The following is a 15,981-nucleotide window of genomic DNA, read 5'->3' as shown; positions in this document are numbered from 1 at the left end:
CAGTGACAGCCCAAGCCATTATCCAGAGTCTCGCGAGCGGCCTGCTCATGGGCCTGCTCTACGGACTGATCGCGGTCGGCCTCGCGCTGATCTTCGGCCTGATGGACGTCGTGAACTTCGCCCATGGCGAGTTCCTGATGATCGCGATGTATGCGAGCTTCTTTCTGTTCGCCTTCTTCGCCATCGATCCCTTGCTGTCGGCGCCATTGGTTGCCGCGGCGCTGTTCGTGTTCGGAGCGGTGGTCTACCTGCTCATTGTACGCTTCGCCATGCGAGCCAAGGCCAATGCCGGCATGGTGCAGATCTTCTCCACCTTTGGCCTTGCCATCGTGATGCGCGGCCTAGCGCAGTTCTTCTTCACACCGGATTATCGCAGCATTCCGCAGTCATGGCTCGGCGGCAAAACTATTTCGGTCGCCGGCATCTTCCTGCCGGAGCCGCAGCTGATCGGCGCGCTGGTTTCGATTCTCGCCTTTGCCGGCCTCTACTTCTTCATCCATCGCACCGATTTCGGCCGTGCGCTGGAAGCGACGCGTGAGGATCCCGGCGCGGTGGCCCTCGTCGGCATCGACAAGAACCGCGTGTTCGCGCTGGGCTGGGGTCTTGGCGCCGCGCTGGTCGGTCTCGCCGGCGCCATCATGGCGGTGTTCTTCTACATCTATCCCGATGTCGGCGCCTCCTTTGCGCTGATCGCCTATGTCACGGTGGCGCTGGGCGGCTTCGGCAGCGTGTTCGGCGCCTTCGCTGGCGGCATCATCGTCGGCCTCGTGGAAGCGGTCACCGCCTTGGTGCTGCCGCCGTCGCTGAAATCGGTCGGCATCTACGCCGTCTACCTGCTCGTCGTCTTCATCCGGCCGCGTGGCCTGTTCGGGTCGATGTGATGGACAAGAATTTTGCTGCGCGGCGCCGCCGCGACCTCATCATCGCCGCCGTGCTGGCCGGGCTCGCCGCGCTCGCGCCGCTGTTCATCAAGGATGTCTACGTCCAGAACATCCTGATCCTGACCTTGATGTATGCGGCACTGTCGCAGAGCTGGAACATTCTCTCCGGCTATTGCGGACAGATCTCGCTGGGCCACGCGCTCTATTTCGGCATCGGCGCCTACACCACCGAGCTCTTGTTCACCAAGTTCGGCGTGCTACCCTGGTTCGGCATGCTCGGCGGCGGCGTGATTGCCGCCCTGATCGCGATGGGCCTCGGCTATCCCTTCTTTCGCCTGCGCGGCCATTACTTCGTGATCGCGACCATCGTCATCGCCGAAATCGGTCTGCTGCTGTTCCAGAACTGGGAGTGGGCGGGAGCTGCGATGGGCATCACCATTCCGATCCGCGGCGACAGCTGGCTGAAATTCCAGTTCCTGCGCACCAAGCTGCCGTACTTCTATTTCGCGCTGGCACTCTGCTGCCTCGCCTGGTTCGTCACCTGGTGGCTGGAAGACTCCAAATGGGGCTTTTGGTGGCGTGCGGTGAAGGACAATCCGGAGGCGGCCGAAAGCCTCGGCGTCGTCGTGTTCAACTCCAAGATGGGCGCGGCGGCCGTCTCCGCCTTCCTCGTCGCCATTGGCGGTGCCTTCTATGCGCAGTTTCTCGCCTATATCGATCCAGAGAGCGTGATGGGCTTCCAGTTCTCGCTGCTGATGGCATTGCCGGCCGTGCTCGGCGGCATCGGCACCCTCTGGGGGCCGGTTTTAGGGGCCGCCATCCTGATCCCGATGACCGAGCTGACGCGCTCCTATATCGGCGGCTCCGGGCGCGGCGTCGATCTCATCGTCTACGGCGCCCTGATCGTGCTGATCTCGCTGGCGCTGCCGCAGGGTCTGGTGAGCCTGTTCTCGCGTACCAAGGCGAAGGGGGCCACGCGATGACCGCGCTCCTTGAAACCCGCGGCGTCTGGCAGCGTTTTGGTGGCCTCGTCGCCAACAGCGACGTCTCGATCTCGGTTGGACGCGGCGAGATCGTCGGCCTGATCGGCCCGAACGGCGCCGGCAAATCGACGCTGTTCAACCTCATCGCCGGCGTCTTGCCGCCGACGCAAGGCTCGATCTGGTTCGACGGCGAGGATGTCACCCATATGCCGGCGGCCGAGCGCTGCCAGCGCGGCATCGGGCGCACCTTCCAGGTGGTCAAGAGCTTTGAGACCATGACGGTTGTCGACAACGTCATTGTCGGCGCTTTGGTTCGTAACACCGTGATGCGCGAGGCGCGCCGCAAGGCGCATGAGGTGCTGGAGTTCACCGGCCTTGCCGCGCGCGCCGACGTGCTCGCAAGCGACCTGGTGCCGGCCGAGAAGCGTCGCCTCGAAGTCGCGCGTGCGCTCGCGACCGAGCCAAAGCTGCTGCTGCTCGACGAGGTTCTCACCGGCCTCACTCCGACCGAAGCACAGACCGGCGTGGCGCTGGTGCGCAAGGTGCGCGATGCCGGCATTACCGTGCTGATGGTCGAGCATGTCATGGAGATCGTGATGCCGCTGGTCGATCGCGCCATCGTGCTCGACCTCGGCAAGGTGCTGGTCGAGGGCAAACCTTCCGAGGTCGTCCGCGATCCCAAGGTGATCAGCGCATATCTGGGAGATCGTCATGCTGTCGGTGCGTGAAGTCACGACGGCCTATCAGGGCCTGGTCGCGATCTCCGCGGTCTCGATCGAGGTTCAGAAGGGCGAGATCGTCTGCGTCGCCGGCGCCAACGGCGCGGGCAAGTCGACGCTGCTCAAATCCATCGCCGGCGCCGAGCGCCCGCGTTCGGGCTCCGTGACGTTCGACGGCAAGCGCCTCGACGGCATGGCGCAGCACCACATCACCGCCACCGGCATCGCCTATGTGCCGGAGAACCGCCGGCTGTTTCCGCGCCTGTCAGTGCGCGACAATCTCCGCCTCGGCAGCTATCTCTATCGCGGCGAAGTAAACCGCGAGCAGCCGCTCGATCTCGTCTTCAACCTGTTTCCGCGCTTGTCCGAACGCCTCGAGCAGCGCGCCGAGACGCTCTCCGGTGGCGAGCAGCAGATGCTCGCGATCGGCCGCGCGCTGATGACGCGCCCGCGGCTGTTGATGCTGGACGAACCCTCGCAGGGCATCATGCCAAAGCTCGTCGACGAGATCTTTCAGGCGGTGAAGCGCATCCGCGACGCCGGCATGACCGTGCTGATCGTCGAGCAGCGCATGGCCGAGTGCCTCGAGATCGCCGACCGCGCCTACATCCTGCAGACCGGCCGCGTGCTGATGCGCGGCCCGTCCGCGGAGATCAAGGGCAATCCCGACGTCAGGAAGGCGTACCTCGGATTATAGCCGCTCGCTACGATCCCTATCCTGATTGCTTTTTGTTCCGGTTCTTGCTTGCGCCGCGCAGCGTTGACGCGGGTGCCGAGGGTTGCCCGAAGCCATTCATCTGGATGCAGGAGAGAAGGTCGACATAGCTTTCGATGCCACCGGCGGAGGCCTCGGCGTAGCATTGGGTGCGAATTTTCTCCGGCGTTGTCGTCCAGATGGACCCGAGCTGTTGCTGTGCGGTTTGCTCGTCGCTCATGCAGGCCTCGTAGGACTGCGGCTCGGTCAGCGACTTGTCGATCTCCTGAGTTGCCTTGCAATTGGCCTCGACCTTGAGATCGGGGACGCCGCCGCGCGCGGACGTCTGGGCGTTTGCGGAAAGTGGCAGGGCAATAAAGCAGGCGGCAGAGAGGAGGGCGCAGGATATTTTGAAATCCATGACAATTCTCCTAGCGATCGATGAAAAAACTCCTTCAGTCAATTACAGGGGGATCATGTGCTCGCGATCCCGGTGATGCAAATCAATTCCGGTCCGCTGGTCCCGCATATCGCTCCGCCCATGCCGGCTACTGTCGTCACCACATCCTCCGTCATTGCGATCGCAGCGAAGCAATCCAGAGTCTCCCGCGAAGGATTCTGGATTGCTTCGCTAAGCTCGCAATGACGGGGTTAGAGCCGGGCTAATGCCCATCCCCATGCTCCGGCAACGTCACCCCGAACACCTTCACCAGATCCGTCACCTGCTCCGGCGACAGGTAGCGCGGGTTCATCCCGCGCAGCAGCAGGTACAGCTTTGCCGTTTCCTCCAGCTCTTCCGTCGCGAACACCGCGGCTTCCAGCGTGTCGCCGGCGACGACAGGGCCGTGGTTGGCGAGCAGCACGGATGAATATTTCCCCGCCAGTCCCTTGATCGCGTCCGCCACCGCGGGATCGCCGGGGCGGTAATACGGCACGAGCGCGGTGGCGCCGCATTTCATCAGGTAATAGGCCGTCATCGGCGGCAGCGCGGCGCGCGGGTCGACCTCGGGCAGCATCGAGAGCGCGACCGAATGGGTCGAGTGCAGGTGCACGATCGCGCGCGCGCTCCCGCGCGTGTCGTAGAGCGCGGTGTGGAGCGGAACTTCCTTGGTCGGCGCATCCCCCGAAACCAGCCGTCCCCTTCTATCCAGCCGCGACAGCCGCGCCGGATCGAGGAAGCCGAGCGAGGCGTTGGTTGGTGTCACCAGCCAGCCGTCATCGTCCAGCTTGACGCTGATATTGCCGGAGGAGCCCGGCGTCAGTCCGCGCTCGAACAGCGACCGCCCGAAGCGGCAGATATCCTCACGCAGCCGTGTCTCGTTGTTCATGGCCGTCATGCCTGCTTGTCTCACGCTTTGGCAGCGCGGCCAAGCCGTGTTATCGGTGCGCCGAGCCGCCGCAAAGGGCGGCCGTCCGGGAAACGTTTCGCAAGGGTTAGTTGCATGTCCGCCTCCACGCCACAAAATCAGCGTACCGCCGTGATCGGGCTCGGCTCGATGGGTTTTGGTATGGCGACCTCGCTGAAGCGCGCCGGCCATGCCGTGACCGGCTGCGACGTTTCGGCGGATGCCGTCGCGCGCTTCGTGAAGGACGGCGGCGCAGGCGCCAGGACGCCGGCCGAGGCGGCCAAGGACGCCGATATCGTCGTCAGCGTCGTGGTCAACGCCGCCCAGACCGAAACCATCCTGTTCGGCAAGGACGGCGCCGCAGAGACCATGCCGAAGGGCAGCGTCTTCATATCCTCGGCGACCATGGACCCGGATATCGCGCGGCGCCTTGCCAAGCAGTTGGAGGCCACCGGCCGGCATTATCTGGATGCGCCGATCTCCGGCGGAGCCCAGCGCGCCGCGCAAGGCGACCTGACCATCCTCGCTTCCGGCAGCTCCGCCGCTTTTGCCAAGGCGCGTCCAGCGCTCGATGCCATGGCCGCAAAGCTCTATGAGCTCGGTGATGCCGCGGGGCAGGGCGCTGCCTTCAAGATGATCAATCAGCTCCTCGCCGGTGTGCATATCGCTGCCGCCTCGGAAGCGATGGCGTTCGCGGCCAAGCAGGGCCTCGACATCCGCAAGGTCTATGAGGTGATCACGGCCTCTGCCGGCAATTCCTGGATGTTCGAGAACCGGATGCCGCATGTGCTCGACGGCGACTACACGCCGCGTAGCGCGGTCGAGATCTTCGTGAAGGACCTCGGCATCATCCAGGACATGGCGCGCAGCGCCAGATTCCCGGTGCCGGTCTCTGCCGCCGCACTTCAGATGTTTCTGATGACATCAGCCGCCGGCATGGGCCGCGACGACGACGCGTCGGTGGCGCGGATGTATGCGCAGGTCACCGGCGTCAAGCTGCCCGGCGACAAGTAGAACTGAGAGGACTCCGATGCCCCGTTTTGCCGCCAACCTCTCGATGATGTTCACCGAGGTGCCGTTCCTCGACCGCTTCGATGCTGCCGCGCAAGCCGGCTTCGCCGCCGTCGAGTTTCTCTTTCCCTACGAGCATCCGGCCGAGGCGGTCGGCGAGCGCCTCAAGCGTAACGGGCTGACCCAGGCGCTGTTCAATCTGCCGCCGGGCGACTGGAATGCCGGCGAGAAAGGTTTTGCGGCGTTGCCAGCGCGCTTCTCCGATCTCAAGGCGAGCCTGGAGACGGCGCTGCCGTATGCCAAGGCGACCGGCGTCAAGCGCCTGCACCTGATGGCTGGTATCGCCAACCGCGGCGAGCGCGTCGCGATCGAGGCGTTCTACAAATCGGTGGCGTGGGCCGCGGAGTTCTTCGCGCCCCACGGCATCGATATCGTGCTCGAGCCGATCAATGCACGCAACGTGCCCGGCTATTTCCTCAACGATTTCGGCTTCGCCCGCGACCTGATCCAGGAGTTGCGACTTCCGAACCTGAAGCTCCAGTTCGACATCTATCACTGCCAGATCATCCATGGCGACGTCACCATGCGGCTGCGCGAGATGATGCCGATCATCGGCCACATCCAGATCGCCAGCATCCCCTCGCGCAACGAGCCCGACGGCGAGGAGCTGAACTATCCGTTCCTGTTCGAAGAGCTCGACCGGCTCGGCTATGCCGGCTTCGTCGGCTGCGAATACAATCCGCGCGGCAAGACAACGGATGGGCTCGCTTGGTTCAAGCCTTACGCTGGAGTGAAGCCGTGACACTTGCGTTGGGCTGCATCGCCGACGACTACACCGGCGCCTCCGATCTCGCCAACACGCTGACGCGCGCCGGCCTGCGCACTGTGCAGACCATCGGCGTGCCTGCCGATGATCTGGCGTTGCCCGAGGTCGATGCCGTCGTTGTGTCACTGAAGAGCCGCTCGATCGAGGCGGGCCTTGCCGTGTCGCGCTCACGCGCGGCGGAGACATGGCTGCGCGGCCGCGGCGCCGGCCACGTGCTGTTCAAGATCTGCTCGACCTTCGATTCCACCGACGCCGGCAATATCGGCCCCGTCATGGACGCGCTCCGCGCCGATTGCGGCGAGGCGACCGTGCTGGTGACGCCGGCCTTTCCGGAGACGGGCCGCACCGTCTATCAGGGCAACCTCTTCGTCGGCGCCGTGCCCTTGAACGAGAGCCCGCTGAAGGACCATCCGCTCAACCCGATGCGGGATTCCAACCTGGTGCGCGTCTTGGCGCGCCAGAGCAAGACGCAAATCGGCCTCGTCGATCTCGCCACCGTCACGCGCGGGGCAGATGCGGTGCGGGCGCGGCTGGTTGAACTCGCGGGCAAGGGTATCGATGCCGCGATCATCGACGCTGTGTTCGACCGCGACCTCGAGACCATCGGCCTCGTTGCCGCCGAGCATCGGCTGTCGGTCGGCGCCTCCGGCATCGGCCTAGGCCTGGCGCGGGCGCTGGTGTCGACCGGAAAGGTGCGGTCGAGCGCGGCGGGCAGCGACGCTGGTGCGGCGGTTGGCGGCCCGGCGGCCTGCCTTGCCGGGAGCTGCTCGCAGGCGACGCTTCAACAGATCGCCAATGCCGAGCGTGTCATGCCGGTGTTACATCTTGATCCCGAGCAGATCGTTGCAGGTACTGGCGAAGCGCAGCGCGCGCTCGCCTGGGCGCGGCCGCGCCTGGCGGATGGTCCTGTTCTGATCGCCTCGAGCGCGACACCGGAAGCCGTTGCCGCCGTTCAGGCGCGTCACGGCCGCGACGCGGCCGGGCATGCCATCGAGCAGGCGATGGCCGACATCGCCGAGGACTTGGTGCAGGCCGGCGTCCGGCGCCTGATCGTTGCGGGCGGCGAGACGTCGGGCGCCGTGGTCGACCGGTTGAGGATTCCTGGGTTTCTCGTGGGCGTGGAAATAGCCGCGGGCGTCCCGGTGCTGCGTGCGGTGGGTGCGCAGGCAGGCGAGATGTTGCTCGCTTTGAAATCCGGTAATTTTGGCGGTCCGGAGTTTTTCTCCGACGCGCTTGGGCTCATGCGCTGAGCGCAGAGCATTCTTAGTCGCCCGTTCCAGCGTCCGCGTGATCGGCGACCTCCGTGCCGGAGTCATCACCTACCGCAACGTGATCCTCGAGCACATGCTGTCGGAGACGCTGGAGGAAAAGCTTGCGGCCGAGAAAACCCTGGCAACAGTGGTCGAGGCGAACACAAAATTCCGCAAGTCTTACGAGGTATGATCACCTCGCCCGAAGAACGAGCTCTATACAGCGAGCGAGTGGTCCAAAAAGTGGGAAGAATACAAGAAGGGCACCCAGGAGTCCGTCGCTGCGATCCGGGAAATCGGCGGCTCCATCGCGCGCTTGTCCGAGATCGCATCGGCGATCGCGGCGGCCGTCGAAGAGCAGGGCGCGGCGACCCAGGAGATCGCCCGCAACGTCCAGCAGGCTGCTCAAGGCACCCAGCAGGTCTCCTCCAACATCACCGACGTCCAGCGCGGCGCCTCCGAAACCGGCTCGGCCTCGTCTCAGGTACTGTCAGCGGCACAGATGCTGTCGCGCGATTCCAACCGCCTCAAGCTCGAGGTCGGCAAGTTCCTGGACTCGGTCCGCGCTGCGTGAAGCACGTGCCGCATGGCTGCAATGTAGATTTCGCAGTGCGGTAGCAGGGAAGTGAATGCGCGAAGGCCGCCGGAGGTTAGCGTTTCCGGCGGTGCTCGGGTAAAGGGGGAAATGGGGATCGCCCGGGGGCGGATTCCACATCCTCGTTGACCTGGAATTGTCTGGCGCATGATTGCTCTGGTCCGTATTGCCCTGAGCCGGCCCTATACTTTCGTGGTGCTCGCGCTGCTGCTGCTGATCATCGGACCGCTCGCGGCACTGCGGACCCCGACCGACATCTTCCCGGACATTCGCATTCCCGTGATCGGCGTGGTCTGGCAGTACACCGGCCTGCCGCCCGACCAGATGTCCGGCCGCATCACGACGCCGTTCCAGCGCGCGCTGACGACGACGGTCAACGACATCGAGCACATCACTGCCAATTCCTATAACGGCTTTGGCATCATCAAGATCTTCTTCCAGCCCAACGTCGATATCCGCACCGCGAACGCGCAGGTTACCGCGATCTCGCAGACGCTGCTCAAGCAGATGCCGCCGGGCGCGACGCCGCCCTTGATCCTGAACTACTCCGCCTCCACCGTGCCGATCATTCAGGTGGCGCTGTCGGGCGAGGGGCTTACCGAGCAGAACCTCGCCGATATCGGCATCAATCAGCTTCGCACGCCGCTGGTCACCGTGCCCGGCGCGGCGATCCCGTACCCGTTCGGCGGCAAGCAGCGCCAGGTCCAGATCGATCTCGATCCGACCGCGCTGCAGGCCCGCGGCCTCTCGGGCCAGGACGTCGCCAATGCGCTGGCCGCCCAGAACCTGATCACGCCGGTCGGCACCCAGAAGATCGGCCAGTTCGAATACAACATCCAGCTCAACAACTCGCCGCTCCGGATCGACGAACTCGGCAATCTGCCGATCAGGACCGTCAACGGCGCCATGGTCTATGTGCGCGACGTCGCAAGCGTGCGCGACGGCAACCCGCCGCAGACCAACATCGTCCATGTCGACGGCAACCGCTCGGTGCTGATGATGGTGCTGAAGGCGGGCGCGACTTCGACGCTCGACATCATCGCCGGCATCAAGCAGAAGGTGATCGACGTCAAGGATCAGCTACCCGACGCGCTGAAGATCGGCTTCATCGGCGACCAGTCGGTGTTCGTCCGCGGCGCGATCCAGGGCGTCGCCTTCGAAGGCGTGATCGCGGCGCTGCTCACCAGTGTCATGATCCTCTTGTTCCTCGGCAGCTGGCGCTCGACCATCATCATCGCGGTCTCGATCCCGCTGTCGGTGCTGGGCGCCATCATCATGCTGTCGGCGATTGGCGAGACGCTCAACATCATGACGCTCGGCGGCCTCGCGCTTGCGGTCGGCATCCTCGTCGACGACGCCACCGTGACGATCGAGAACATCAATTACCATCTGGAGCAGGGCAAGCCGGTCGAGCAGTCGATCCTCGACGGCGCCAACCAGATCGTGACGCCGGCCTTCGTGTCGCTGCTCTGCATCTGCATCGTGTTCGTGCCGATGTTCTTCCTGACCGGCGTCGCGCGCTTCCTGTTCGTGCCGATGGCGGAAGCCGTGATGTTCGCGATGATTTGGTCGTTCATCCTGTCGCGCACGCTGGTGCCGACCATGGCGAACTACCTGCTGCAGGCGCATATCCATCACGACGGCGGGCCGCCGAAGTCGCGCAATCCCTTCGTTTGGTTCCAGCACGGCTTCGAGGCCCGGTTCGAGCGCATTCGCGGCGGCTATCGTGGTTTGCTCGGGTTCGCGCTGGCGCACCGTGCGGTGTTCGTGATCGGCTTCCTCTGCGTCGTCGGCGCGTCCTTCGCGCTGGTGCCGTTCCTCGGACGCAACTTCTTTCCTGCGGTCGACGCCGGCAACATTTTGATGCACGTCCGCACCCAGGTCGGCACCCGGGTCGAGGAGACCGCCAACCAGCTTGCCGACGTGCAGAAGGCCGTCCGCAAGCTGATCCCGGGCGAGATCGAGACCATGACCGACAATATCGGCATGCCGATCTCTGGCATCAACATGACCTACAACAACACCGGCGTCATCGGCCCGCAGGACGGCGATATCCAGATCAAGCTGAAAGAAGGCCACAAGCCGACCGAAGAACATGTGCGCGTGCTGCGTGAGCAGCTGCCGCGATTGTTCCCCGGCGTCAGCTTCGCGTTCCTGCCCGCCGATATCGTCAGCCAAATCCTGAATTTCGGCGCGCCGGCACCGATCGACCTGCAGATCCGCGGCGCCAATCTCAGCGCCAACTTCGCTTACGCGAATAATCTGCTGGCAAAGGTCCGCAGGATTCCCGGTGTTGCCGATGCGCGCATCCAGCAGTCGCCGAACAATCCGACCTTCAACATCGATGTCGATCGCACCCGCGCGCAATATGTCGGCCTGACCGAGCGCGACGTCACCAACAGCCTCGTGGTCAATCTCGCCGGCTCCTCGCAGGTGGCGCCGACCTACTACCTCAACCCCGACAACGGCGTGTCCTACTCGATCGTGATGCAGACGCCGCAATACCAGATCGACTCGCTCAGCGCGCTGCAGACGCTGCCGATCACCGCCGCCGGCAATGCGCAGTCGCCGATCCTCGGCGGCATCGCCGACATCAAGCGCTCGACCTCGAGCGCCGTGGTCTCGCAATACGACATCCAGTCGATGGTGCAGATCTTCGCGACCACGTCGGGCCGCGATCTCGGCGCGGTCGCCGCCGATATCCGTCAGCTGATCGCCGACACCGCCAAGGAGGTGCCGAAGGGGTCCTCCGTGGTGCTGCTCGGTCAGGTGCAGACCATGAACAGCGCCTTTACTGGTCTCCTGTTCGGCCTGCTTGGCGCCGTCGTGCTGATCTATTTCCTGATCGTCGTGAACTTCCAGTCCTGGTCCGATCCCTTCGTGATCATCACGGCGCTGCCGGCGGCGCTCGCCGGCATCGTCTGGATGCTGTTCATGACGGAGACGACGCTGTCGGTGCCGGCGCTCACCGGCGCCATCATGTGCATGGGCGTTGCCACCGCCAACAGCGTGCTCGTGATCTCCTTCGCGCGCGAACGCTACGCGGAGCTCGGCGATCCCGTCGCCGCTGCGCTCGAAGCCGGTTTCGTCCGGTTCCGGCCCGTCTTGATGACCGCGCTCGCCATGATCATCGGCATGGCGCCGATGGCCATGGGGCTCGGCGAGGGCGGCGAGCAGAATGCGCCGCTCGGCCGCGCCGTGATCGGCGGCCTGATCTTTGCAACCTTCGCCACGCTGATGTTTGTTCCTGTCGTGTTCAGCATGGTACACAAGAAACAAGGCGCCAAAGCCGCCGCCTCATTGGAGACCCCGCATGTCGCCCACTGAACCCCGCTCCCCGGTGTCGCGCCGGAAACTGGGCATCTTCGGCGTGGTGGCGCTGATCGCGGCTGGCCTCGTCGTGGGCACCGGCATCCGTGCCCGCGAGGAGCAGGGCTCCAAGCTAAAGGAATGGACCGATGATCAGGCCGTTCCCAGCGTTGCTGTGACCCAGCCCAACGCCAAGGTCCTCAACGCCACCATCGATCTGCCGGGCCGGCTGGAAGCCTATTACCGCGCCCCGATCTTCGCGCGCGTGTCGGGCTACCTGAAGAGCTGGAACGCCGACATCGGCGCCCGCGTCAAGGCAGGGCAGGTGATTGCCGAGATCGAGGCGCCAGACCTCGATCAGCAGCTCTTGCAGGCCCGCGCCGACCTCGCCAGCCAGCAGGCCAGCGCCAGGCTGTCCGAGGCAACGCTGAACCGGCGCAAGACGCTGGTCGCCTCGAACTTCGTCTCCGCGCAGGAGATCGACGAGCGCACCGCCGATCTCTCCAACAAGAACGCCGCCGTGCATTCGGGCCAGGCCAATGTGGAGCGCCTGGAAGCGCTGGCCGGCTACAAGAAGATCACCGCGCCGTTCGACGGCGTCGTCACCGCGCGCGACACCGACGTCGGCGCGCTGATCAATGCCGGCGGCGGGGCGGGCCCGGCGATGTTCGTGGTCTCCGACATCACCAAGCTGCGCGTCTACGTCAACGTGCCCCAGAATTATGTTCCGGCGATCAAGATCGGCGCCAAGGCCACCATCACGCTGCCGGAATATCCGAACCGGACGTTCCTGGCGACAGTGGAAGCCTCCTCCCAGGCCGTCGACGTCGCCTCCGGCACCACGCGCATGCAGCTCGGGCTCGACAATTCCTCAGGCGAGCTGATGCCCGGCGGCTATGCCAGCGTGAAGCTGAACCTCCAGCGCGATGCCGCGCCGCTCAGCATCCCCGCCAGCGCGCTGATCTTCAACGGCAGCGGCCTGCGCGTTGCGACCGTCGGTCCCGACGACAAGGTGCTGTTCAAGACCGTGACCATCGCCCGCGACCTCGGCCGCGAGATCGAGCTGGCTTCAGGGATCGCAGCGGATGATCGCGTCGTCACGGCACCGCCGGACGGCTTGTCGGATGGGGATGCGGTGCGCGTGGTTGGCGCCAAGGCCAAGCCGGCGACAGCTTCGGAGAAGCAGGCGCCAAGGAGCTGAGGCAGTATCGTAGGGTGGGCAAAGGCGCTCTTGCGCCGTGCCCACCATTACGTCCGCCATCGTGGCAAGATGGTGGGCACGCTTCGCTTTGCCCACCCTACGAGAGCTACGCCACCCGCCACTCCGGCACGCCATCGGCAGCCATCGCGATCTCGCCGAGCGAGCCCACCGGCGTGCGATCCATGTTGAGCAGATGCGCTAGCGTCGCGCTGTCGCTCGCCGGAATCCGCGCCAGCGTGCGCCGGTCATCCTCCGTGCGCAGCATCACCACGCCGTGCTCGACGTCGCCGCCGCGGCCGTAGAGCGCGGTAAAACTCTCGACCTTGCCTTTGCCAGTTGCCTCCGTGACGAACTCCGGCACCGTGCGTTTGTTGCGGTCCGCCACCGCCTGCACGCTCGTCTCCTGCACCAGCGCCTCGTGCGGCGGCGCCTTCGACACCACCAGCGCATGATGCTTGGTGACGAAGCCGCCCTGGCCGTAGAGCAGGCCGAGCCTGGCGCCGTCGCGCACGCGGCGGACCATCGCGCAGGCCGCGTGCGTCATGTAGGTGTTGAGCGGGGCGCCGAAGAAGGTGAGGCCGCCGGTCACGGTCGGCTGCACGTCGGCGCCCAGGCCCAGCGTCCGCCGCGCCATCTTGGGCACGCACGGAAAGCAGCTGTAGAGCTCGATGGCGTCGAACTGTTTGCCGTCGCCGCCGGCGAGGTCCATCACGGCCTTCAGCACCGCGTTCTGCGGGTGGCTCTCGTAGAACTGGTCGCGTAGGAGATAGTCGCGCGGCTCCTCCGCCGAGGCGCCGCCGAGCGGATAGACCAGTCTGTCCTCGGCGATCCCAGCGGCCCGCGCCTTGGCGAGGCTCGTGAGCAGCAGCGCGCCGCCCATGTTGACGCTGGGATTGGCGACCATGAGCTTGTTGTAGGGCCACGCGATCAGGCGGTTGTCCGCGGCCGGTGTCGTGATCTCCTCAGGCGCATAGCGCCGCTTCAGCCAGGCATTTGGGTTTTGCGCGGCAGCTTCCGAATAGCGCGACCACAGCGTGCCGGATTCCGCCATCGCCTCGCGTGGCGTCTGGCCCCAATGCGCGGAGGAGGCCGCCTCATAGAACGGATAGACGGTGACGGGGCGAAACACGCCGAGCTTCACAGCGAGCGGCTTCTGGAACGCCGCGCCGCGCTTGGGCTCCTCGACGTCGTGCGCGAACGGCGTCCACGGCAGCTTGACGCCGGCGCGCTCTGCCTTGGTCACGGTCGACTGCGCCTCGGCGCCACAGATGGCTGCCACGGTGCATTCACCCCGCGCGATGCGCTTTGCGGCTTCGTGGATGTAGCGGATCGGGCTCTCGCCGCCGACCGGGCCGTAGTAGCAATGCGACGGCGAGATGCCGAGCCGTTGCGCCAAAAGCCTCTCCGGATCGCGATAGCGCCAGCTCAGGAAGTTGACGACGTCGAGCGACTGCACCTCGCCGAGCAGCTTTGCGCCGGCGTCTGCTTCCGCGCGCCGCAGTGCCTGCTCCAGGAGATCGAGCGGCTCGAGGCCATCAGTGATCTCCTTGGGGCGGTCGACGATCTCGCCGATGCCGACGATAACGGGGATGCGGTCTGCGGGGATAGAGGAGTTGTTCATTTTCTTCTTGCTTCACGTTTCAGATCTTGGGCACGCCGTCGCCCTTCGAGGGCCGCTGAAGAAGCGGCCACCTCAGGGTGACGGCTACGGGGGAAGCGTCATCCTGAGGTGCGAGGCTGACGGCGCAACGCGCGGTCGGGCGAGCCTCGAAGGATGGGCCACGGGCGCTAGTGCGGCCACACACCATTACTCCGCCACCAGCGCATTCATGTGCTCGACGGCTTCGGCGAACTCTTCCTTGAACTCCTGCACCACGGCGCCGGCCGATTTCACGCTGTCGATCAGCCCGACGCCCTGGCCGACGAAATAGCTGACGAGATCGCGCGCCTTGGCGTTGCCGCTCGCCGCCGCGCGGTCGATGGAGTTGAAAGCGTCGCGGCTGATGATGCTCTGGAGCGGCATCGGCAGCGCGCCCGGGCTGTCCGGCGCGCGGTCCCAGGCATCGGTCCAGACCGAGCGGAGCTGTCGCGCCGGCTTGCCGGTCCGGCCCTTCGAGCGCACCGCGTCGCGCGAGGACGCCGCAATCATCTTCTCGCGAAAAATCTCCGTGGTCTCGGCCTCGACGGTGGCGAGCCACACCGAGCCGGTCCAGGCGCCGGCCGCGCCCATCGCCATGCAGGCCGCCATCTGCCGTCCGGTCATGATGCCACCGGCCGCCAGCACCGGCACGTCGCGGATCGGCTTAATCGCCTTGATCACCTCCGGCACCAGCACCATGGTCGAGACCTCGCCGCAATGGCCACCGGCCTCGGTGCCCTGCACGACGAGGATGTCGACGCCGGCCGCGACCTGGCGCAGTGCGTGCTCCTTGGCGCCGACAAGTGCGGCAACGGGCACGCCATGCTTTTTGCCCATCTCGATCATCGCCTTCGGCGGCACGCCCAGCGCATTTGCGATTAAGCGGATTGGATGATTGAAGGAGACCTCGAGCAATTGAAGTGCGGTCTTCCCGTCGAACGGTTGCGGCTGATTGTCTGCCACTTCAGTGGCGGTCAGCTCGATATCGTATTTCTTCAGAAGATCGCGTGTGTAGTCGCGGTGCTCTTGCGGCACGCGCGCCTCCAGGCTCTTCCAGGTGACGTCCTTTTCGCCCGCGGTGGAGATGTTTTCGGGGATCAGCACGTCGATGCCGTAGGGCTTGCCGTCGACGTGATCGTCGATCCACTTCAGTTCGCGTTCGAGCGTATCGGGCGTGTGCACGGTGGCGCCCAGCACGCCGAAGCCGCCGGCGCGGCTGACGGCGGCAACGACATCGCGGCAATGGCTGAAGGCGAGCAGCGGGAACTCGATGCCCAGCATGTCGCAGATCGGCGATTTCATGGCTCTCTCCCGGCGGCGGGCCTTCGCTTGCTCTTGTTGCTTTCCTCGGGCGAAGGCATCCCGACGCTAGCCCATCACCACCGGCGATGCCACGCCGGATTCTGAGGCGCATCTTGCGTGCAGGCGCCATGTGCAGGACGGGTTGCAGGGACGAGTGCCATGACGAAATGGAGAGCGACCCCGCCCGGCAATGCATGTCGGCGCCCTTGTCAATTTTACCGGTCT

14 protein-coding genes and 1 pseudogene are annotated in these 15,981 nt (G+C 65.3%); 11 read left to right on the top strand and 4 right to left on the bottom strand.

Annotated elements, in window-relative coordinates:
• Positions 1–2: 2 nt before the first annotated feature.
• From ACNJX8_RS28555 to ACNJX8_RS28540, 4 genes are read left to right on the top strand one after another with little or no spacing between them, the layout of a single operon-like run.
• Positions 3–881 carry a branched-chain amino acid ABC transporter permease gene (locus tag ACNJX8_RS28555; RefSeq protein ID WP_091895304.1) on the top strand — a complete coding sequence of 293 codons (879 nt, stop codon included), beginning with the start codon at positions 3–5 and terminating at the stop codon, positions 879–881.
• Positions 881–1,864 carry a branched-chain amino acid ABC transporter permease gene (locus ACNJX8_RS28550; protein WP_128939743.1) on the top strand — a complete coding sequence of 328 codons (984 nt, stop codon included), beginning with the start codon at positions 881–883 and terminating at the stop codon, positions 1,862–1,864. The genes ACNJX8_RS28555 and ACNJX8_RS28550 overlap by 1 nt, the downstream gene beginning before the upstream one ends.
• Entirely contained in the window at positions 1,861–2,592 is a 732-nt protein-coding gene (locus tag ACNJX8_RS28545) for an ABC transporter ATP-binding protein (protein ID WP_128955474.1), read from the top strand. The genes ACNJX8_RS28550 and ACNJX8_RS28545 overlap by 4 nt, the downstream gene beginning before the upstream one ends.
• Positions 2,576–3,280: an ABC transporter ATP-binding protein gene (locus ACNJX8_RS28540; protein ID WP_439357530.1), complete on the top strand. Its 705-nt coding sequence runs from the start codon at positions 2,576–2,578 to the stop codon at positions 3,278–3,280. The genes ACNJX8_RS28545 and ACNJX8_RS28540 overlap by 17 nt, the downstream gene beginning before the upstream one ends.
• A 16-nt stretch (positions 3,281–3,296) precedes the next feature.
• Here the strand turns inward: ACNJX8_RS28540 and ACNJX8_RS28535 are convergent, their stop codons facing one another.
• Positions 3,297–3,698, bottom strand: a complete 402-nt coding sequence (locus ACNJX8_RS28535) for a hypothetical protein (RefSeq protein WP_128935067.1) — start codon at positions 3,696–3,698, stop codon at positions 3,297–3,299.
• A gap of 241 nt (positions 3,699–3,939) precedes the next feature.
• The gene (gene otnC, locus ACNJX8_RS28530) at positions 3,940–4,614 is read right to left on the bottom strand and encodes a 3-oxo-tetronate 4-phosphate decarboxylase (protein ID WP_164934652.1); all 675 of its coding nucleotides are present in this window, start codon (positions 4,612–4,614) and stop codon (positions 3,940–3,942) included.
• A gap of 105 nt (positions 4,615–4,719) precedes the next feature.
• Between otnC and ltnD the strand changes: the two genes are divergently transcribed.
• The 7 genes and pseudogenes from ltnD to ACNJX8_RS28495 all read left to right on the top strand — a co-directional run bounded on the left by ltnD (position 4,720) and on the right by ACNJX8_RS28495 (position 12,815).
• Complete coding sequence (gene ltnD, locus ACNJX8_RS28525; RefSeq protein WP_439357529.1) at positions 4,720–5,637, top strand: L-threonate dehydrogenase; 918 nt, start codon at positions 4,720–4,722, stop codon at positions 5,635–5,637.
• Between the two features lie 16 nt (positions 5,638–5,653).
• Positions 5,654–6,436 carry a 2-oxo-tetronate isomerase gene (gene otnI / locus ACNJX8_RS28520; protein WP_128935064.1) on the top strand — a complete coding sequence of 261 codons (783 nt, stop codon included), beginning with the start codon at positions 5,654–5,656 and terminating at the stop codon, positions 6,434–6,436.
• The gene (otnK, locus tag ACNJX8_RS28515; RefSeq protein WP_439357528.1) at positions 6,433–7,710 is read left to right on the top strand and encodes a 3-oxo-tetronate kinase; all 1,278 of its coding nucleotides are present in this window, start codon (positions 6,433–6,435) and stop codon (positions 7,708–7,710) included. Before otnI ends, otnK begins: the two co-directional genes overlap by 4 nt.
• A gap of 37 nt (positions 7,711–7,747) precedes the next feature.
• Positions 7,748–7,903: a hypothetical protein gene (locus ACNJX8_RS28510; protein WP_439357527.1), complete on the top strand. Its 156-nt coding sequence runs from the start codon at positions 7,748–7,750 to the stop codon at positions 7,901–7,903.
• 72 nt (positions 7,904–7,975) lie between these two features.
• Positions 7,976–8,284, top strand: a pseudogene (locus ACNJX8_RS28505) (methyl-accepting chemotaxis protein); the annotation flags it as partial.
• A gap of 168 nt (positions 8,285–8,452) precedes the next feature.
• On the top strand, positions 8,453–11,632 hold the full coding sequence (locus tag ACNJX8_RS28500) for an efflux RND transporter permease subunit (RefSeq protein ID WP_439357526.1): 3,180 nt from the start codon (positions 8,453–8,455) through the stop codon (positions 11,630–11,632).
• Positions 11,619–12,815, top strand: a complete 1,197-nt coding sequence (locus ACNJX8_RS28495; RefSeq protein ID WP_439357525.1) for an efflux RND transporter periplasmic adaptor subunit — start codon at positions 11,619–11,621, stop codon at positions 12,813–12,815. Before ACNJX8_RS28500 ends, ACNJX8_RS28495 begins: the two co-directional genes overlap by 14 nt.
• A gap of 106 nt (positions 12,816–12,921) precedes the next feature.
• Here ACNJX8_RS28495 and ACNJX8_RS28490 read toward each other — a convergent pair whose 3' ends face one another.
• Entirely contained in the window at positions 12,922–14,436 is a 1,515-nt protein-coding gene (locus ACNJX8_RS28490) for an acetyl-CoA acetyltransferase (protein ID WP_439357524.1), read from the bottom strand.
• Between the two features lie 186 nt (positions 14,437–14,622).
• Positions 14,623–15,756, bottom strand: coding sequence for a nitronate monooxygenase (locus ACNJX8_RS28485; RefSeq protein WP_439357523.1), 1,134 nt, complete (start codon positions 15,754–15,756; stop codon positions 14,623–14,625).
• Positions 15,757–15,981: the final 225 nt, after the last annotated feature.

This window comes from Bradyrhizobium sp. SPXBL-04 (assembly GCF_051853035.1).
In the GTDB taxonomy this organism is placed as follows: Bacteria; Pseudomonadota; Alphaproteobacteria; order Rhizobiales; family Xanthobacteraceae; genus Bradyrhizobium; species Bradyrhizobium zhanjiangense.
The sequence above is the reverse complement of the archived record's forward strand: the minus strand, read 5'-3'. Positions and strand labels throughout refer to the sequence as shown.